This window comes from uncultured Nostoc sp., assembly GCF_937863485.1.
GTDB lineage: Bacteria > Cyanobacteriota > Cyanobacteriia > Cyanobacteriales > Nostocaceae > Nostoc.
This window is the reverse complement of record NZ_CALMFY010000104.1, coordinates 20,871-41,387: the sequence shown is the minus strand read 5'-3', so window position 1 is coordinate 41,387 and position 20,517 is coordinate 20,871. Positions and strand designations below refer to the sequence as shown.

11 protein-coding genes are annotated in these 20,517 nt (G+C 42.9%); 6 read left to right on the top strand and 5 right to left on the bottom strand.

Annotated elements, in window-relative coordinates; all coding sequences use genetic code 11:
* Positions 1 to 54: 54 nt before the first annotated feature.
* The 4 genes from Q0541_RS13970 to Q0541_RS13955 all read right to left on the bottom strand — a co-directional run bounded on the left by Q0541_RS13970 (position 55) and on the right by Q0541_RS13955 (position 4,329).
* On the bottom strand, positions 55 to 561 hold the full coding sequence (locus tag Q0541_RS13970) for a hypothetical protein (RefSeq protein ID WP_298911249.1): 507 nt from the start codon (positions 559 to 561) through the stop codon (positions 55 to 57).
* 13 nt (positions 562 to 574) lie between these two features.
* Complete coding sequence (locus Q0541_RS13965) at positions 575 to 2,119, bottom strand: AAA family ATPase (RefSeq protein ID WP_298911247.1); 1,545 nt, start codon at positions 2,117 to 2,119, stop codon at positions 575 to 577.
* Between the two features lie 75 nt (positions 2,120 to 2,194).
* Positions 2,195 to 2,812: a 50S ribosomal protein L25/general stress protein Ctc gene (locus Q0541_RS13960; protein ID WP_298911246.1), complete on the bottom strand. Its 618-nt coding sequence runs from the start codon at positions 2,810 to 2,812 to the stop codon at positions 2,195 to 2,197.
* A 173-nt stretch (positions 2,813 to 2,985) separates the two neighbouring features.
* Positions 2,986 to 4,329, bottom strand: coding sequence for an adenylosuccinate synthase (locus Q0541_RS13955; protein WP_298911244.1), 1,344 nt, complete (start codon positions 4,327 to 4,329; stop codon positions 2,986 to 2,988).
* 297 nt (positions 4,330 to 4,626) lie between these two features.
* Between Q0541_RS13955 and Q0541_RS34440 the strand changes: the two genes are divergently transcribed.
* Positions 4,627 to 4,767 (top strand): hypothetical protein, encoded by a 141-nt coding sequence (locus Q0541_RS34440; RefSeq protein ID WP_366941871.1) that lies wholly within the window; start codon positions 4,627 to 4,629, stop codon positions 4,765 to 4,767.
* Positions 4,768 to 5,111: 344 nt separating this feature from the next.
* Complete coding sequence (locus Q0541_RS13945) at positions 5,112 to 7,280, top strand: PAS domain S-box protein (protein ID WP_298911242.1); 2,169 nt, start codon at positions 5,112 to 5,114, stop codon at positions 7,278 to 7,280.
* 281 nt (positions 7,281 to 7,561) lie between these two features.
* Here Q0541_RS13945 and Q0541_RS13940 read toward each other — a convergent pair whose 3' ends face one another.
* Entirely contained in the window at positions 7,562 to 7,882 is a 321-nt protein-coding gene (locus Q0541_RS13940) for a hypothetical protein (RefSeq protein WP_298911240.1), read from the bottom strand.
* 492 nt (positions 7,883 to 8,374) lie between these two features.
* Here Q0541_RS13940 and Q0541_RS13935 point away from each other — a divergent pair, with 492 nt between their 5' ends.
* The 4 genes from Q0541_RS13935 to Q0541_RS13920 all read left to right on the top strand — a co-directional run bounded on the left by Q0541_RS13935 (position 8,375) and on the right by Q0541_RS13920 (position 20,496).
* The gene (locus tag Q0541_RS13935; protein ID WP_298911238.1) at positions 8,375 to 9,253 is read left to right on the top strand and encodes a phosphodiester glycosidase family protein; all 879 of its coding nucleotides are present in this window, start codon (positions 8,375 to 8,377) and stop codon (positions 9,251 to 9,253) included.
* A 228-nt stretch (positions 9,254 to 9,481) separates the two neighbouring features.
* Positions 9,482 to 10,258: a COP23 domain-containing protein gene (locus tag Q0541_RS13930; RefSeq protein ID WP_298911236.1), complete on the top strand. Its 777-nt coding sequence runs from the start codon at positions 9,482 to 9,484 to the stop codon at positions 10,256 to 10,258.
* A gap of 616 nt (positions 10,259 to 10,874) precedes the next feature.
* Positions 10,875 to 16,310 (top strand): phytase, encoded by a 5,436-nt coding sequence (locus Q0541_RS13925; RefSeq protein ID WP_298911234.1) that lies wholly within the window; start codon positions 10,875 to 10,877, stop codon positions 16,308 to 16,310.
* Positions 16,311 to 17,394: 1,084 nt separating this feature from the next.
* Positions 17,395 to 20,496, top strand: coding sequence for an esterase-like activity of phytase family protein (locus Q0541_RS13920; protein WP_298911331.1), 3,102 nt, complete (start codon positions 17,395 to 17,397; stop codon positions 20,494 to 20,496).
* Positions 20,497 to 20,517 lie beyond the last annotated feature (21 nt).

The window sequence follows — 20,517 nt, the reverse complement described above, 5'->3', positions numbered from 1 at the left end:
TTGCTAGCTTGCTTCTCCGTAGGAGTACGCGGACTCGCTCCCCAATGCCCAATATTACTTTTCCCAAAACTTGAAATTGAAACTACTTCCAGGAGTGCGACGGTAACGGCGGGCGGTTCTTCTTGTTTGCCGTTTGTTCAGCCTCTCGTTCGTTGGTTCAACTTCGCCCTCTTCTGACTCTTCAACTTGCAGCTGAGTTCTAGTTTCTTCCTTACTTCCCCACCAAGCAGTAATCCAGCCTGCTGCTAAAGCGCCTAATCCACCTAGCAAGATACTCATGGGTGCTGGATACCCTAAATATACAAAGCCAAGCATGAAAAATAACCAGTATTTCAATCCTGTATCAACGCCATCAGAAGAGGCTACAGTTGGGGGCTGGGCGCTATTACTGGTTAAATTTGTGATCCAGCTGAGGATGAAACCCCCCATGATTCCTAAGAAGATGCTCAGGGCTGGTGCAGAGCCGGTCATTATTAATATAAATGTTAAAAATGCCCCAAATAACAGCTGAGAAAAGAAGCTGGGAGAAATACTGAAAAAGTCGTTCTTTTTGTCTGCCATAGGGTAAAAAAACCTATTGGGGAATTACTACTTTTAATTGTGCCTGTTGTGGTTGAGTTGTATCCCAAATCTTTACGTAGGATTCTTCTTCTTCAGTGAAGGGTTCAGCTTGTTTGAGTTGTGAGTCTAATAAATCGGCGGTAGCATCAGCAATATCACCAGTGCGGTTATTCAGACGCTCTTTTAGAACTTCAAGGGGTGCTGTGCATTGGATAATCTGAAGGGGAAGTTGGTGCTTCGTAGCTTGAGCGATCGCTTCTTGCCGTAACTGCTGTCGATCATACTTGGCATCCAAAATCACTGAAAAACCTTGTTGAGCCAAGATAATTCCCAATGACAACAGCCGTGTGTAGGTTTTTTCGGTCATCTCAGGTGTATACAAATCATCGCCACCTTTTTCCCACAACGGAATTCCCCCTAAATGTTTCCGCACCGCATCAGACCGAAGGTGAATCGCTCCCAGTTGACGGGCTAAATACCTTGCTGTGGTACTTTTACCAGAACCCGACAACCCCGACATCAAAATCAGTTGTCCCAGTTTTGGTTTAGTGTACTCCCAAGCCTGTTTGTAATAATCAGCGGCGGTTTTTGTCGCTTCTTCCTTTACCGTCTCAGGTACACTCGGATCGTCTAGCAAAAATGAAGTTACCTTTGCTCGAACATAAGCCTGACGACTCAAATACAAGGGCAACACCTGTAAACCTTCCCAGTCTCCAGTTTGCTCTATGTAGGAATTCAAAAAAGCATTACCTAAATCTTGACGCTGCCATGCTTCCAAATCCATCACCGTGAACGCCACATCGTACATGACATCAACAAACCGAAACGGCTCGTTAAACTCAATGCAATCGAACAGCAAGATTTTATCGTGCCACAGCGCAATATTTCTCAGGTGTAAATCCCCGTGACATTCACGAATATAATTGTTGTGAATTCTGCTAGCAAATAATTCTGGACGTTCTGCAAAAAAGTTATCTGTATATTGCTTTGTTTCTGTAAACTGCGCCTGAGTTTGGGGGCCACCAATATACTTTTCAGTTTGCTGATAATTCTCATCAAATGCAGCCTGGACTTTTGGCACTTCACCAAAACTACGAATATAATCATTCGTCTGTGCTTGGGCATGGTATTGAGCTACGACCTGTCCCAACTCTTTTAAATGTGTCTCATTTAAGTTACCCTCTTCAAAAAGTGTACTTAATAGCGACTCTTGAGGAAACTGGCGCATCTTCAACGCGTATTCTACAGCCTCAACCGTTCCCCCTAGCTGGTATTGCTCTCCTACCTGAGTTATGGGCAAAACTTCTAAATATAGTTCACCTGCACCCCGCTGATTTAACCGCAATTCTTCCTGACAAAAATGCTGCCGCTTATCTAAGGTGGAAAAGTCCAAAAAGCCAAAATTCACAGGTTTTTTCAGCTTATAGGCGTAATCTCCAGTTAACAGCACATAAGAAATGTGGGTTTGAATTAGTTGAATGGGTTCTGTTACCGCATGGGGATAAAATCCCGCCTGCAACATTTGCTGAATTAAAGCTGGAAGAGTCGCTTCTGTCATCTCTTTCCTTTGCGAGTTCAAAAACAAAAAAACCAGGAGTTTCCCCCTGGCTATCATCAAAAATTATTATACACTTTACGTAGCTTCAGAGGCTGGTTCACCCTCTAACTCAGCCTCATCCTCAGCAGCAGCACTGATTTGTGGCTGCGAAACGCTAACTACAACTCGCTCTGTATCACCAAGAACTGTGATACCTTCAGGCAAGACTAGCTCGTGAATACGTAAGCTATCTCCAATTTGCAGGTTAGAGACATCAATTTCAATTATTTCGGGGATGTTTTCTGGCGCACAACTCACTTGTAACTCAGTGATAACGGTGTCTAAAAAACCACCTTCTTGTTTAACACCAACAGCAGTTCCCACAAAACGCAGCGGTACTTCTACAGTCGTGTCGCCGTGACCGGCAACCGCAAAAAAGCTGAGGTGGTAAGGCGTACCTTTTGCGGGATGGATTTGAAGTTCCCGCAGCAAGGTATTGCCGCGCCAAGGTGCATCAGTAATGTTTAAATCAATCAAGGTGTTGTTGACTGAAGCTCTTTTGAGCAAGCGCTCAACAGTTTTGGCATCAATGGTCAAAGAAATTGACTCTGTACCCTTGTGACCGTACAAATTGGCAGGTATCAGTCCAGAACGGCGTAAAGCTCTGGGCTTGCTGCCTTCTGGGCGTTTTTGAGATTCGACTGTAATAGCCATAGAAGTTGTTAGTTGTTAATTAGAGTTAGGAGACGCGATTAATCGCGTCTTTACAGAAGTTTGGAGTAAAGACGCGATTAATCGCGTCTTTACAGGAGTTTGGAGTTTTGATTTAATTACTTACTCTTCACTCTTCACTTTTAACTGTGAATTCCTTTACTATTCACTTTTAACTAAGCACTTAGCAAGGTAGCAGGTGTGCCGTCGGCCTGCAATAAAGCACGTTTGGGCCCGTGGATGGGGTCTTCTACGATTATGGTTTGATCGCGGCTAGCTCCTAATGAGACGATCGCGATCGGGACTTCCATCAATTCAGCGAGGAATTTTAGATAGTCCAGTGCTTGCTGTGGCAAGTCTTCTAGGGTGCGACAGTGAGTTGTTGACACTTGCCATCCTGGTAAGGTTTTGTAGATGGGGCGACATCTGGCAAATTTACGGGAACTGGTGGGGAAGTGTTCGGTGCGATCGCCATCTATGTCATAGGCAACACAAACTTGGATTGACTCTAATTCATCGAGGACATCCAGTTTGGTGAGCGCCATACAATCCATGCCGTTAATCCGCACGGCATAGCGACCGATGACGGCATCAAACCAGCCACAGCGCCGTTTACGTCCGGTGGTTGTGCCAAATTCGGCACCGCGATCGCACAACAATTCTCCCAACTCTCCATCCAATTCCGTGGGAAATGGCCCCTCTCCCACTCGTGTCGTATAGGCTTTCGACACCCCAATTACTCGGTCAATCATTGTCGGCCCTACCCCTGTACCAACGCAAGCTCCCCCGGCCACAGGATTAGAGGAGGTGACATAGGGATAAGTTCCATGATCTAAATCCAGAAGCGTGCCTTGTGCGCCTTCAAACAAAATATTGCGCCGTCGCTGAATCGCATGGTATATTTTTAACGATGTATCAATAACGTAAGGTCGCAAACGTTCTGCATAACCTAGATACTGTTCAATCACCTCTTGTGCATCTAGAGGCGGCAAGTTGTAAAGCTTTTCTAAAATGACGTTTTTATAATTAATCGTCCACTCCAACTGCTCACGCAGCCCATCAGGCTCCATCAAATCTAAAACTCGAATACCTGTACGTTCAGATTTGTCAGCATAAGTCGGCCCAATGCCCCGACCTGTTGTACCGATCTTATGGCTTCCACGTCGTTCTTCCGATGCCTGATCAATCAACCGATGATAAGGCATGGTAACGTGGGCTGTCTCAGATATCAGCAGGTGGTCAGTGGAAATATTTAATTCTTTTAGTTGGTCGATTTCTGCGATCAAAATCTGTGGATCGATGACTGTTCCACAGCCGATAATGCAATCGGTATTTGGATACAAAATACCAGAGGGAATCAAGTGCAGTTTAAAGGTCTGACCTTTTACGACAATCGTGTGTCCAGCATTGACACCCCCTTGGTAACGTACTACAACATCTGCCGAACGGCTGAGTAAGTCAGTTATTTTACCTTTTCCTTCATCGCCCCATTGGGCACCTATGACAATGACGTTAGCCAAGAGCTTATATTAAGAAGTAAAGTTTCCACAAACTATAATTATTAACATATTGTTTGAATCATGTCAAGCTTATTCCAGAATAACTTTGCTGTTTTCAATTCAGTTAAAAGGGCGCTTAGAAACCACACGCCAGTCGCTCATGGGGAGCCACTGCGGTGGACGGGTTCCCCAGCATAAAGCATATAGTGCATTGGACGGGTTTCCCGACTTGTACCCTTACGGGGATGCATTGAACAGCGCGAGAAATTTCCTCCTATCGCTCCTAATTTTGTTTTAGAGCTAATCCCATCTGATAGTTTGAGCGAGATGCAAGCCAAGATGGGCGAATATACGGATGCAAAAGTGCGACTTGGTTGGCTAATTTTTCAAAAAACACGTCGAAATTTATACATAATGACAACCAAAAGAAGTATTAAAGTCTCTCACCAGCTTGTCTAGAGAAGATATATTACCTGGTTTTGGATTTACGGATAGTGTGGAGTTAATTATAATTCCAAACAAGAGACGTAGCATTGCAACTCCAAATGCTATGCATTGGCAAATTCTCTGAACCAAACTGCATTGAGTATACTACTGTTAAAAATGAATTTATATTAAAAATTAGCGGATTTATTTTTGATTATTATGTATAAATTATCATCCCGATCAATCCAGATATTTACAACTTTAACAGATTGTCTTTTGTTACCCGTTCTATCAAAATCCTTAAAATATTCTCAGTATTTGTTTTTAATCTTTAATCTTAATTGATGGAGGTCATCTGCGGCAGAAAGGGCGATCGCATGATCAAAAAATGGTATAGAGTTCAAAATCTGAAAGCAATATTTATCCTAGCATTGGCAGTTGTATTGACTAATGCTGTAGTCTCCTATAGCAACACTGTTAAGCTGATTCACAATCAGCAATGGGTGACATCCTCCTATGAAGTTATTACCCAACTTGAAAGTATCCAATCTTTACTCAAAGATACTGAAACTGCACAACGTAATTACCTAATTACAGCAGATGCAGATGATCTACAAACCTATCTTGCAGCCTATCAACAAACTAATAGCAATATTCAGATTCTCAGCAATTTAACTACTGATAACCATCAAAAGCAGCAATGGATTTCTTTGCTGAAGCCGAAAATTACTAATAGACTCAAGATTCTGCAACAAGAAATTTACCTCAGACAAAACCAGGGATTAGAAGCAGTTCGGCAGCAAATATTATCTGATAAAGACAAGCAAATCGGCAAAAGAATCCAACAGCTGATTCATGACTCTTTAAAGGCGGAGCAAAATTTATTACAGCAGGGAATGCAGCAGTTACAAGCAAGTTCCCAAAAGGCGATAGTTACATTTTTTATCGCTGCTATTGTAGATTTGGTGCTGGTGACGCTGCTGTATGACTTGTTGTGGCGTTATATCAGGCAACTTCAGCAGACAGAACTGACCCTACGCCAAAGCGAAAATCGTTTACGAGCGATGATAGATGCAGAACCAGAATGCATCAAGTTAATTGCCAGGGATGGCACCCTTTTAGAAATTAATGCCTATGGGCTGGCAATGATGGAAGTGGAAAGTGCTGATGTCTTGATTGGTAAACCAATAGATACGGTAATTGTACCAGAGTATAGAGCAGCCTTTGCCGACTTGCATAAAAGTATCTGCCAAGGTAACAAGGGGACTTTGGAGTTTGAAATCGTTGGATTTAAAGGCACCCACCGCTACATGGAAACCTATGCTGTACCATTACGTAACGAATCTGATGGTACATTCATCTATTTGGCACTGACGCGAGATATAACCCAGCAAAAACAGGCAGAACAGAAAATCCGTGAACAAGCTGCGTTGCTGGATGTATCAACTGACGCGATTCTGGTGCGAAATATCCACAACGAAATATTATTTTGGAATAAAGGTGCTGAACGTCTGTACGGCTGGAAGGCTGAGGAAGTTGTGGGTAAAGATGTTTTGCAACTTTTGGATAAAGAGATTTCACCACAGGTAGAAGATGCTTACTTAAGGGTGATGAATACGGGTGAGTGGCGGGGTGAGTTGCATCAACTGACAAGGGAAGGTAAAGTAATTATCGTTGAAAGTCGGTGGACACTGATCCGAGATGATAATGGACAACCCAAATCCATCTTGAGTGTGAACACCCAAATTACGGAGCAGAAACAACTGGAAGCTCAACTTCTGCGATCGCAACGTTTGGAGAGTATCGGCACCTTAGCTAGTGGTATCATCCATGACCTCAACAATATATTATCCCCAATTTTAATGTCAGTTCAACTCTTGCAGAAGAAATTGCCTGATTCGCAGAGTCAGCAAATACTGCAAACTTTAGAAAATAATGTTAAACGTGGCGCTAATTTGCTCAAGCAAGTGTTATCTTTTGCACGGGGCATCGAAGGTAAACAGACAATTGTCCAAATTCAGCCATTGATGGCAGAAATTGAGCAAATTATCGCTCAAACATTCCCCAAATCCATCATTTATCAAACAGATATCCCCAAAAATCTGTGGAACGTCTGTGGAGACACAACTCAACTACATCAGGTGCTGATTAATTTAGTAATCAACGCCCGTGATGCTATGCCCAATGGCGGTATCTTGAGGATTGTGGCGGAAAATGTGGTAATTGGTGAACATTCTACCCAGATAAATATTGATGCTAAAGTGGGTTCTTATATTGCGATCGTGGTAACGGATACTGGTATGGGGATGTCGTCGTCAGTCCAGAAACAGATTTTTGAACCATTTTTTACTACTAAAGAGGTAGGCAAAGGTACAGGTTTAGGACTTTCCACGGCGTTGGGCATCATTAAGAATCATGGTGGTTTTGTCAATGTTTATAGTCAGATAAGTAGAGGTACTCAATTTACAGTGTACTTGCCTGCCTCAACATCCAGAGACACACATTTGCTGTCTCAAGAATTGGAATCAGTGACAAAAGATGGCTAATTTATTTTGGTGGTGAAAGTATCACAGACTAAAAAATCTTATCAACCAAAACTTTCTGCCCACGTTGGAAATTAGTTAATAGAAATAAAAAATATCAGTTAATATGATATGCCGTTATGACTATTCTCTTGTCTGGACTATATATGGACTCGACTCTTGGGTATTCGTTATGAATCCACCATACTTTTATTCTATTAGACTGTGCAGATGCGCTACCTGAGATTGAATATCCTGCCTGAGTCATTAAGCTTTCAAAAGTATTTGAGTCAAGAACCGTACAATTAAAAGCTGTTAGTCCCTGTATTTGATGTCTGTTTAGGGTCATAACTACCCTGGTAAGTCGTAAAAATTCTATATCCTGGTAATACTAAAGCAATTCCAGTTAACTTGTGAATTTTACCGGGATATTTATAAGGAATATCATCTGGTACGCTCCCACCAATGCGAAAACTAAAACCAAGTAGCCATATATACAAACCAGGGAGTAGTAAATCCATGCTATATGCAATAGCTCTCATTGCCTCATTTTCTTTGCAAGAAGCAGAATTTCTGGCTATAGCGAATTTTTTGGAGATATTTTTCAGGTTTGTGGTTTCTAACATGGTCTTAATTTCAATCCCCAATAGGGATTTAGTAAGTTTCAAGCGTTTCAATCTCTATGAAGGATAAGGTGTTTTGCAACGCTTGCCTCTTAATTCTAACAAGTGGATTTCATTGAGTCTGACTTTTCACGGCATCTGGAAAACCTCTCTCTAAATCTCTCTCCTTTTAGGAGAGAGACTTTAAATTTTCCCCCTTCCCGACACGGGAAGGGGGTTAGGGGGTTAGGTTTTTGGTGGACTTTTCCACATAACGTGAAAAGTCAGCCATTGAGTAGGGCTTTTGAGAGCATTTTTACCATCAGCAAAAAATTAGCGATCGCCCAATAACAATGGGAACAACACGTTTAAACGGTTAACTTTGGACTGTGTTTCTGCTACACTACGCCCTAAGCTATTTCGTTCGCTTGGGCGTGTCTAGACATTCCAAAATTCAATCAAGTTTTGCGGTACAATGTGGAACTTTGTTTGAGCTAACCGCAAGTGGGTTTAAATGTGAGGAAAATCAAACTACTGGCTTTGATATTAATTAGTTTGGCAATGGCGTTATGGTTTAATTTGCGTTCCTCAACACCGTCAATACCAACTATTGCATCTTCACCACCAAAAACTATCCGCTACTTTGAGCGCACTTTGCCCCAAAGCATCGCTCACATCCTATTAATTCCAGCTAATAGCAGATTTTTGGTAACTCCTGCATTATCACAGAAGGTAGCCACAGTAGAGGAATTTGCCCAGAAGCATCGAGCCGTAGCTATCTTGAACGCAGGCTTTTTTGACCCAGCCAACCAAAAATCTACATCATATATTGTTATACAAGGGAAGTTAGTAGCTAACCCCAAGGAAAACGAGCGGCTGGTGAACAATCCCAACTTAAAACCTTACCTGAGTCAAATTTTCAATCGCACAGAATTCCGCCGCTACTTATGTGGGCAAACTATCCGCTATTCGATTGCTGTACACAGTGAGTCACCACCAGCAGGTTGTCAGTTAGTCGATGCCATAGGCGCAGGCCCACGCCTGTTACCAGAACTCACCTTAGTAAAAGAGGGCTTTGTGGATAATGCCAATAAACGAGATGCACTTGGTAGCAACCAACTCAATGCCAGAACTGCCGTGGGTATCACCCGTGATGGCAGCGTTGTTTTAGTTATGGTGGCTCAAAAACCCTCAGTTTCCGCGAACTCTGGGGTGTCCTTGCCAGCATTAGCTGATTTGATGAAAACCTTTGGTGCTGATAAAGCGATGAATCTGGATGGAGGGAGTTCGTCTTCGCTTTATTACAATGGCAAAAGCTTTTACGGGAAGGTTGATTTAGAGGGAAATCCTATCAAGCGTCCCGTGAAGTCAGTTTTGCTGGTTCAGGAAAACTAGTATAGAACGCTATCTGAGGGAGCAAATCTTTGACTTTCACTCTTGTAGCTACAACCTTACGCCTATGAAGGAGTGGGGCATCATGCAGAAATTCAAGCACGGTGAAAAAGCTACTTGAAGATAAAAAATCAACAGAGGAAAAAAATAGCCTTTTTGATGAATCAAAAAACAAATTATTTCGTCATTTAAACTATTAATTCCCTACCTATTTTTACTGGAGGATGATTTATGTCATCACAACTGCTGCGATTTATATCTTTAGGCAGTCTTAGCTTATCTTTGTGTCTGGGCAATTCCGCAGCAATGGCGCAATATGATTCTACTGGCGAAGGTGTAGTAGTACCAACAGTACCATCAGGCGGCACATCAGCACCAGTACCAATAGATACATCGACAGGCATACCACCCTCAGCTGACGGTACAACTCGGTTTAGCTGTCAGACTTACAATGGTCAGTATACTGTCATGTATCAGCCACAAAGTCAATCCGGACAATTCTTTCCTTGGGCGGCACCTGCGGCTTTGGGCGGTGGTTGGGATGCACAAAGGCGTTGTGCAGCAATTGCCAGTCGTTTAGAACTTTATCGCCCAGATGGCTTACAAGAACTCCAGACAGCTGTAGAAAATAACGAAAATATTGTCTGCGTCACAACTGAAGCTAATCCAACCTGTAGAATTGTGTTGACAGTACCGCCTGGGAAAGACCCCTATGTTATCCGCAATAGCGTTTTCCAAAACTTGACTACTGCTGACAGTGGACAACAGACTATAGCCGTTAATACTTATGGCGATCGCAGTAGTGGAGGCAACGAATTATATAATTTAGGACGCACACTTCTAGGCAGTGGTAATAATCGGGTTAGTTCATCTAGAAGTGGGATTAATCTAAAACCTTTCCTTGATCGCAAAGATGGCGGTACCGGAAACAATTTGCGGAGTGGAGTAGCAATTCGTCGTCAGTCTCAGCCTAACGGTGCTCGTCTAAATCCTCAAAATTTCCGCTAATATCTAACCGAAATACTGAAATACAGATTTAAATTAAGGTGGGCTGTTACTCACCTTAATTTAAATCCGATGAAAAACCGCTGATTAATATTATGTCCGGTAAATTACTTCTAATCTATCTGTGATTGCGAGTGTCACGCTGAGAATAATTGCTGTAAAACAAAAGCATCCCCAAACCTGCAATTATTTTTTGTCTTAACCTTTTGCTAGCTGTTTCTTAATCTAACTGGGATAGTTTGAGGGTGCCCAATTAACAACTAATACTAAAAAGTCATGTAACTGTCTTCTGACAAGTTCTAAGAATACTGGTTTAGAAGACGTATTTTATCTTGTTCATGTTGATATTGCATTCACCGTTCCCTTGCTCTTAAGCAAGCTATGCGTAGCGGACGCACCAGAGAGTGTTGGCATAGTCATCACCCTAACTGCAAAGATGCACTTTACAGTTAACGGTCTTTTACTGGCAATAAAAATGGCATTTACACTCCAACTTCTCCACGTTTCGGATTTTGGCCAGTACTAGCCCTCAAACTTCTGATGCTGTTCGTTTCTCAGCACTACTAAATCGCTTACAGACTAATTATCGATACGGATGAATCTACTCCAGAACTAACTTATGGTAACTACTAATACAATCCGCTTTTCCCAATTCAATGCTTCCCTAAACCGCAGCACCCAAGGTCAATTAGTCACCGATTTGTCAACCCCCGATAATGCTCAGGCAAAAGCTGTTGCGGAAATAATCCAGCGTAACAACCCGGATGTGCTGCTAATTAATGAGTTTGACTACTCCCAAGAGGCAGTTAAACTATTCCGGCAAAATTATTTAGCCATCAGCCAAAACGGTGCGACTCCCGTTGACTACCCCTACTTCTATATCGCTCCCTCCAACACGGGTATTGCCTCTGGATTTGACTTGAACAACAACGGCGCAGTAGTTACAACCCCAGGCAAATCAGGATATGGCGATGATGCCTTCGGATTCGGTGATTTTCCTGGTCAATACGGGATGTTGCTGCTGTCCAAATATCCCATTGACACTGCCAACATCCGCACCTTCCAAAACTTCCTCTGGAAGGATATGCCCAATGCTTTGCTTCCCGATGATCCCACAACACCACAGCCAAATGATTGGTATTCTGACCAGGAACTCAAAGTTCTACGCCTCTCCTCCAAGAGCCATTGGGATGTACCCGTTCAGGTGAATGGGGAAACAATTCATGTCCTCGTCAGCCACCCCACACCCCCAACCTTTGATGGGCCGGAAGACCGCAACGGCAAGCGCAACCATGACGAGATCCGCTTTTGGGCGGATTACATAACTCCTGGTAAAGGTAATTACATCTATGATGATATCGGTAAAACGGGCGGTATCGTTGCTGGTTCAGACTTTGTGATTATGGGTGATCAAAATGCTGACCCCGTAGATGGTGACAGTTATGACAACGCTATTCGGCAACTGCTGCAAAATCCCAATATCAATACTAATGTCATTCCTACCAGTCTTGGTGGCCCCCAACAAGCAAACTTACAAGCTGGTGCAAACGCTAGCCAAAAAGGTAATCCTAGCTTTGATACTGCTGACTTTGCTGATACAACTCCCGGAAACCTGCGGACTGATTACGTACTACCCTCTGCTGACCTGACAATTGCCAACTCAGGAATATTTTGGCCGCTGAATACTGACCCGACATTCTCCCCAGTAGGTACTTTTCCCTTCCCCAGTTCTGACCATCGCTTAGTATTCGCAGATGTGCAAACTAGACCAACTCAAGCAGGTAAAACCATTTCTAATCTGGTCTTTGAAAGACAGACTACCTTCGCTACTAGCTTTATTCCTGCTGGTGCTGTGGGAACTGTGAATGGAGTTTCTACTCCATTAGGTGGACTGTCTGGTGTCACTTATGATGCTGCTAATAACCGCTACTACGCTATCTCAGACGATCGCTCCCAAGTTGCCCCTGCCCGTTTTTATACCTTCAGTGCTGATACTGGGGTGACTTTTACCAATGTCACGCCTCTGAAAGATACCAAAGGCAACTTTTTTGCAACCAACAGTCTTGACCCTGAAGGTATTGCTTTAACCAATAATGGGACAGTCTTCATCTCTTCAGAAGGCGAAGTCAATCCTACTGCTGGTCGCGTTACTAATCCCTTTATTAAGGAATTTTCCCTGACAACAGGGCAAGAAGTGCGATCGCTACTTATCCCCAACAAATTCCTACCAGTAGTAAAAGACACTAACGGCGATGGTATTGTAAATGCAGGTGATACGCAGATATCAGGCGTTTATAATAATTTGGCATTTGAAAGCCTCACCATTACACCTGACCAGAAAACCCTATTCACCGCCACTGAAAACGCGCTATCCCAAGATGGATTAAAAGCTTCACTCACCAGTGGTAGCCCTTCCCGGATTCTGCAATACAATCTGGTTACTGGACAGCCAGAAAAGGAATATCTTTACATCACCGATGCAATCGCCCAAGCGCCCAACCCTAGCACCGGCTCTGCTGACAATGGTTTGGCGGATTTATTGGCAATAGATAATCGTGGTACTTTCCTTGCGTTGGAACGCTCCTTTGTCCAAGGTGTAGGCACCACCATCAAAATTTACGAAGTTTCTTTGCAAGGTGCAACTGATATTAGCTTCTACGATTCTCTGAATAATTTAAGTGCCGAACAACTAGCAGCGATCGCACCCGCTCAAAAACGTCTTTTGTTGAATTTAAATGACCTGAATCTGCCTACTGATGCTAATCACCCGACTGGAGTAGATAACATTGAAGGTCTTGCCTTTGGCCCTAAACTAGCAGATGGTCGTCAGTCGATTGTGCTGGTGAGTGACAACAACTTTAGTAGCACCCAATTTACCCAAATCCTCACTTTAGGTGCAGACTTAGTTCCCACCGCTGCACCTACAGTAGAAACTCGTCCTAATTTATTTGATGATCCGGCGCCCCCCACATCTCAACGGGCTGATGCTGATGACCCTGCCATCTATGTTAATGCCACAAATGCTGCTGATAGTCTAGTCCTAACCTCAGTAAAAAATGCTGGACTGCGGGTTTATGACTTGTCTGGTAATTTGTTGCAGACACTTAATCCCGGTGGTATTCGCTACAACAACATTGACCTGCAATACGGTTTTAAATTAGGCAATCAATCTATTGATATTGCCGTAGCTAGCGATCGCGGCAATGATAAACTAGCAATCTTCAAAATTAACCCCAACCCCAGCACCCCTGGTCAGTATTTGGAAGATATCACCGATAGCAATATTGGCACTATCTTCCAAGCCTCACCTTTTGAACCTCCCTATTCCGCATCAACTCGCAGTTCTTACGGACTTATTTTATACCGTAGCCCCGTAACTAATGATTACTATGTCTTTACCAGTCGCCGCCAAACTGGAGATATAGCTCAGTTCAAACTAATTGACAAAGGTAATGGCAAAATTGGCGCTGAACTGGTGCGGGAGTTCACCATCCCCTCACCCACAACAGCAGGGCGTTCTCCCCAAACAGAGGGTATGGTGGTTGACCAAGAAACCGGCTTTCTCTACATAGCCCAAGAAGATGTGGGCATCTGGAAATTCCAGGCAGAACCAGATGGTGGCACAACAGGCAAGCTGATTGATCGCGTCCGTTTTGAGGGTGGTTCTCACATTACCGATGACGCAGAAGGGTTGACCATCTACTACGGCAAAAACGGCACAGGTTATCTGCTAGCATCCAGCCAAGGCGATAGCACCTTTGTTGCCTACACCCGTGAAGGCAATAACGAATATGTAGGTAACTTTGCCATTGGTAACAATGGGTCAATTGACAGTGTACAAGAGTCAGACGGTGCAGATGTAATTAATGTGCCACTGGGGCCTAACTTCCCATTTGGTTTATTTGTTACTCAAGATGGCTCCAATGAACCTGCTAAGACAATTGATGGTGAAAACGTCAACTCTAACTTTAAGTTGGTGCCTTGGGAAAATATAGCCAATGCCTTCCCCAATTCTCTAAATATTGACACCACAAGTTACGATCCACGCAATCCTGTTGCCCAACCCAAGCTGAGTATCTATGAATTTGAAGACCTACCCAAGTTAGGAACAACCTCTAAAGGTCAAGATATTTTCTTGGGTGGTTTCTCCGGGTTGTATTTCCAAGGGTTTGCAGCAAATGGCAACTTGAAATTTGTCACCAATACAGACCGTGGCCCCAATGGAGAATCTAATGGTTCAAACAGACCATTTTTCTTACCCAACTTCCAGCCAGAAGTAGTCAGCTTTGAACTCAACCGCAGTACAGGTGAAATCAATATTACCAACAGAACAAAGCTATTCCGCCAAGATGGGACAACACCATTAACTGGATTGCCTAATTTGCAAGCTGGGGCAAATGGTACCGCCTACACAGATGAAATTGCCGTAGACTTAGACAATCAACCCCTAGCAAACGATCCTTTGGGTGCAGACTTAGAAGGAATTGTAGTTGCAAAAAATGGAGATTACTGGATGGTAGATGAATACCGTCCGGCAATTTACCACTTTGATGTTAATGGTAAACTGATTGACCGCTTTATTCCCCAAGGAACTGCCACAGCACCCAATCCAGATCAACCAACTGGAACTTTTGGCACTGAGGTATTGCCAGCAGTTTATGCCCAACGCCGCAATAATCGGGGATTTGAAGCTGTAGCGCTGGAAGGTAATAAATTATATGCCTTTATTCAGAGTGCGATCGATAATCCTGATGTCGCCAATGATGCGACTTCCAAAGCTTCTCTCAACCTGCGAATTCTGGAGTTTGATATTGTCAGTAAGCAGGTAACAGGAGAGTATTTATATCGTCTAGAAGGTTTACCAGGAACCGATAAGATTGGTGATGCAGTCTCTTTGGCTAACGGCAAATTTGCGGTAGTTGAGCGAGACGACAATGCTACATCTGCTGGTAATAAACTAATTTACCAAATTGATTTAGCCGGGGCGACCAACATCAACAACCCTGCTAACTTTACCTTGCCAGCTGGTAAGACCATTGAACAGCTTACCACTGCTGAGTTAGCTGCTGCCAATATTACCCCTGTGACTAAGAGCTTAATCGCTAATGCTGCTCAGTTAGGTTATACCGGAGTGGAAAAATTAGAAGGTCTGGCACTGGTAGCACCCAATACTTTAGCTTTGATTAACGACAACGACTTTAACGTTACAGGTAATACGACTGCTGAAAAACTCGGCATTCTCGAATTACCCAATAACCTAACAGGTGTACAGCCTACTTTCCCAAACGGTTTTGGTTCTAGTAACAGCGATACTGTCAATATTGATCCAGGACAATCCTTTAGTGCAGGTGATGGAGCAGACTTTGTAGAAGGCACTCAAGATAACACAATCCTGGCTGGAAACGGTAATGACACAGTACTTGCAGGCAGTAACTCTTCAGTATCTGGGAATGACGGTAACGATCAGATATTTATTGGTCAAAATGGCCCGGCTCAAAATACCAATGCCGATGGTGGCAATGGTAATGATGTTATTACCGTGGTGGAAGCTAGTGCTAATAATAATTTGTTTGGGGCGGCAGGTGATGATAGTCTTACAGTAATTGAAGATTCTCGTCAATCATTATTTGGTGGCTCAGGCAACGACACCCTTAGTAGTGGCGGTAGCAATAACCGTCTCTACGGTGGTGATGGTGATGACAAACTCTTTTCCAATCTCAATGATTTCCTGTTTGGTGGCGATGGTGATGATGTGCTATTTGCTGGTCAAGGAGGTAGTGATCGCCTCAGTGGTGGTGCTGGTGCTGATCAATTCTGGATTGCTAACGCTAATCTGCCAACTAGCAAGAACATTATTACTGACTTTACAATCGGGATTGATAAAATCGGGCTTGGCGGTGTTGGCATCACTCAGTTTAGTGCTTTAACTTTATTGCAACAGGGTAGTACGACTCTGGTAAAAACAGGAAATACAGAGTTGGTTTCATTGCTGGGAATTACCTCAACTAGCTTGACTGCAAATGACTTCGTTTTCTCTGCTAGCGTCGTGCTTTAGTACAGTTTTGCGTAAAAGCGTAGCGTTTTTAACGCATCCCGATGCATTGGCATTGTAGAGGGACGCATTAACAATGTATCGGGATGCATTGGCATTGTATTGGGACGGATTAACATTGTATTGGGATGCATTGGCATTGTATTGGGACGCATTAACATTGTATTGGGATGCATTGGCATTGTAAGGGAACGCATTAACAATGTATCGGGATGCATTGGCATTGCAAGGTATTGCCAAATTTTATTCGCTACGAATTAATGAAATATGAACTGTACTTAGATTGTTCGCCTAGCGTCATCCCAAACGTATTGCCTTACAAGTAACTGTAAAATTGATGCGATGGCATAACCGCCCGCCGTAGGCGATCGCTAGTCAATTCAAACGAGAGCATCCCAATTTTGCTACTTTAACTCTCTTCCCTCACCCCCAGCCCCTCTCCCAAACGTGGGAGAGGGGAGAAATTCCCCTTCTCCCATGCTTGGGAGAAGGGGTTAGGGGATGAGGGCAATCAAGGTTTTTGCACATTTGGGATGCTCCTATTCAAACTGCAAAAATTCAAGTTTTATCCTTTGAAAATTATCAAAAATAGTTTGGATATCAAAGCATAAATATTTAGTAACTCATTTTTATAAATAAAACTTATAAATTTTCATAAATATTATTTTTTGATGGAAGTAGATTTTAATCATTTATTCTGTTGAATTTATTCTTATCTTAATCTTTTCCTGGAAATATCTTTAGTGCTAGCTAAGTTTTCTCATAACTACTACCGACAGATTGAAATTCTAAATCTCAGTCTTCCACACTCTTGACTCACCAACACAGATTAGTAGTTGACATTACATTATGATTTCTCAAGCTTTCAAAAACTCTGAGAAAATACGTTTTTGTAAATGTATTCTCAGTGTTCAGACGAAATCGGACTTAACGGACTTGCCCGAACTATATTTTTGTAATTCTCAAATTTACCCGTAATTCCGGTTTTTAGCGTGAGAACATAAGTTATTTTTCCCACAACTAATGTAATGAGAAAACTTGAATAGCTTGTGATCCAGTTAAATCAAAATTACCAAAAAACATTCTAATTATGGCAACTAAGTTAGTAGGCTTTGCCTCTTTACCCGCTGATACCTTTAGTAATGGCCCAGCTTCTGGTAAAGGCATTTCAGCCAATGGCAGAACGGGACCTTTCCCAGGACAGCCAATTCAAGGCTTCAGCGGTGTACAGTTCGCTAATAGTAACTCTTTCTACTTCTTGTCAGATAATGGTTACGGTAGCAAAGATAATAGTGCAGATTTTCTACTGCGAATCAATCGTCTAGACCCGAATTTAAAGGGAACAGAGAATGGAGATGGTAGTGTTAAAGTTTTAGATTACATCCAACTGTCTGACCCTAACAACAAGGTTCCTTTCCAAATTGTGAATGAGGGAACTACTGGAAGATTACTGACTGGTGCAGACTTTGATGTAGAGTCATTCGTCTTTGATAAAAACGGGACAATCTGGGTTGGAGACGAGTTTGGCACCTACCTGCTACATTTTGATGCTACTGGTAAGTTATTAGAGGCTCCCATTGCTACACCTGACCAATTCAAGACTCTAGATGGAGAAGCACCTAAAGTTATTGGTCATAGAGGTGCAGCTGGTTATCGTCCAGAACATACCTTAGAGTCTTATAAACAAGCAATTGAGAGAGGCGCTGACTTCATTGAGCCTGACTTGGTAGTTACAAAAGATGGCGTGTTAATTGCTCGCCATGAGCCTGCTTTAGCAGTTTTGAACGCTGATGGCACTGTCAATTTCAACAACACAACCACAAATGTTTACAAACATCCAGAGTTTGCTGATCGCAAGAAAACAGTAAGTTTAGATGGAAACACAATTACAGGTTGGTTTGCTGAAGACTTCACTTTAGCTGAAATCAAGACTTTACGGGCAGAAGAACGTCTACCTTTCCGCAATCATTCTTTCGATGATCAATTTGAAATTCCTACCCTCACGGAAATCATCAATCTAGTTAAGAATGTAGAAACGACAACAGGTAAAAAGATTGGTATCTATCCTGAAACTAAGCACCCGACATACTTGGCTCAAGAAGCTACTTATGTAGGCACGACAAACAAAATTAACCGAAACATTAGTCAGCTACTAATCGATACACTCAAGGCAAATAACTTCACTGATCCTAGTCGGATCTTCATCCAATCCTTTGAAGTGGGTAATCTCAAACAGCTGCATGATGTGATCATGCCTGCGGCAGGGGTGGATATTCCACTTATCCAACTTTTAGATGCAAGTGACATTGACATCAACGGTAAGATTATAGAAAGTCAGCCTTATGACCTGAAGGTTAGTGGTGACACTCGCACCTATGGCGACTTACGAACTCCAAAAGGCTTGGCTGAAGTTGCCACCTATGCTGATGGCATTGGCCCTTGGAAGCGGATGATTGTTAGCGTCAAAGGTACTGATACCAATGGTGATGGCAAAGCTGATGATGTGAATGGGGACGGTACAGTCAATGATGCTGACAAAACAACGTTACCTCCCACTACCTTAATTCAAGATGCTCACAACGCAGGTTTGCAGGTTCACCCCTACACCTTCCGTGCGGAAGATCAATACTTAGCAGCAGATTACAAAGGCAAGCTAGCACTAGAAATTCAGCAGTTCTATCAATTAGGGGTAGATGCGCTATTTACAGATTTTCCAGATATTGGGGATAAAGTACGAGATCAACTCAGAGATGATCCTCAGTATAATGTGGTGCGATCGCCACAAAACCCCGATGTTCTCTCAGGAGATGCTTTTGCTAACTTAGGTAGTTCCAAAGGTTTTGAGGGTGGAGCAATTAACGCCAGCAAAACCAAGCTTTACCTACTACTAGAAGGTACGGTTCAGGGCGATACTCCTGGCGCTTTGCGGATTAACGAATTTGACATTGCTAGCCACAAATACAGCAATCAATTACGCTATTACAGATTGGATAATCCGTCAAATTCGATCGGGGATTTAGCAGTCATTAATGATAATGAGTACCTAGTCATTGAGCGGGATAACAATCAAGGGGCTGCGGCTAAATTCAAGAAAATCTACAAAGTAGACCTATCTAAAACAGATTCTAATGGCTATGTAGCTAAAGAAGAAGTTGCAGACTTGTTAAACATCCAAGACCCCAACGACCTGAATGGGGACGGTAAGACCACCTTCAACTTCCCATTCCAAACCATTGAAAATGTTCTGGTTGTTGACAAAAACACCATTTTGGTAGCTAATGACAACAATTATCCCTTCTCTACAGGTCGTCCTGGCAATGATCCTCAGCATCCAGTAATAGACAACAATGAAATTCTACTGCTGAAGTTGGAAAAGCCCCTTAACCTTGCTCCTGGCTTAGGTCAACCTCAAGCTGAAAAAATTAATTTTGGCTCCACTAGCAGCAATGATATTACCGTTCAGCCAAATCAAACCCTATTCACAGGTGATGGAGCGGATTTTGTAGAAGGTACAAAAGGTAACACAATCCAGACTGGAAAGGGTGAAGACACGGTGCTAGTCGGCAGTGACTCTTCAGTATCCGGTGGAGAGGGTAATGATCAGCTATTTATTGGTCAAAATGGCCCGGCTCAAAATACCAGTGCTGATGGTGGCAATGGTAATGATGTTATTACCGTAGTGGAAGCCAGTGGTAGTAATAATTTACTTGGGGCGGCAGGTGATGATACTCTCACAGTAATTGAAGGTTCTCGTCAATCATTATTTGGTGGCTCAGGCAACGACACCCTTAGTAGTGGCGGTAGCAATAACCGTCTCTACGGTGGTGATGGTGATGACAAACTCTTCTCTAATGTCAATGATTTGCTATTTGGTGGCGATGGTGATGATGTGCTATTTGCTGGTCAAGGGGGTAGCGATCGCCTCAGTGGCGGTGCTGGTGCTGATCAATTCTGGATTGCTAACGCCAGTTTGCCAACTAGCAAGAACATCGTGACTGATTTTACAATCGGCATTGATAAAATTGGGCTTGGTGGTATTGGTGTGACTCAGTTTAGTGCCCTGACACTATTGCAACAGGGTAGTAACACCTTAGTGAAAACCGGAAATACAGAGTTAGCTTCATTAATTGGAATTACATCAACTAGTCTGACTGCAAATGATTTTGTTTTTTCTGCTAGTGTCGTTTAGCTGAAAAATGATTACAGCTTA

Bases quoted from the DNA above. Each gene is read 5' to 3' on its own strand.
- Q0541_RS13925 (WP_298911234.1), top strand. From the start codon at position 10,875: ATGGTAACTACTAATACAATCCGCTTTTCCCAATTCAATGCTTCCCTA.
- Q0541_RS13930 (WP_298911236.1), top strand. From the start codon at position 9,482: ATGTCATCACAACTGCTGCGATTTATATCTTTAGGCAGTCTTAGCTTA.
- Q0541_RS13970 (WP_298911249.1), bottom strand. From the start codon at position 561: ATGGCAGACAAAAAGAACGACTTTTTCAGTATTTCTCCCAGCTTCTTT.
- Q0541_RS13940 (WP_298911240.1), bottom strand. From the start codon at position 7,882: ATGTTAGAAACCACAAACCTGAAAAATATCTCCAAAAAATTCGCTATA.
- Q0541_RS13945 (WP_298911242.1), top strand. From the start codon at position 5,112: ATGATCAAAAAATGGTATAGAGTTCAAAATCTGAAAGCAATATTTATC.
- Q0541_RS13960 (WP_298911246.1), bottom strand. From the start codon at position 2,812: ATGGCTATTACAGTCGAATCTCAAAAACGCCCAGAAGGCAGCAAGCCC.
- Q0541_RS13965 (WP_298911247.1), bottom strand. From the start codon at position 2,119: ATGACAGAAGCGACTCTTCCAGCTTTAATTCAGCAAATGTTGCAGGCG.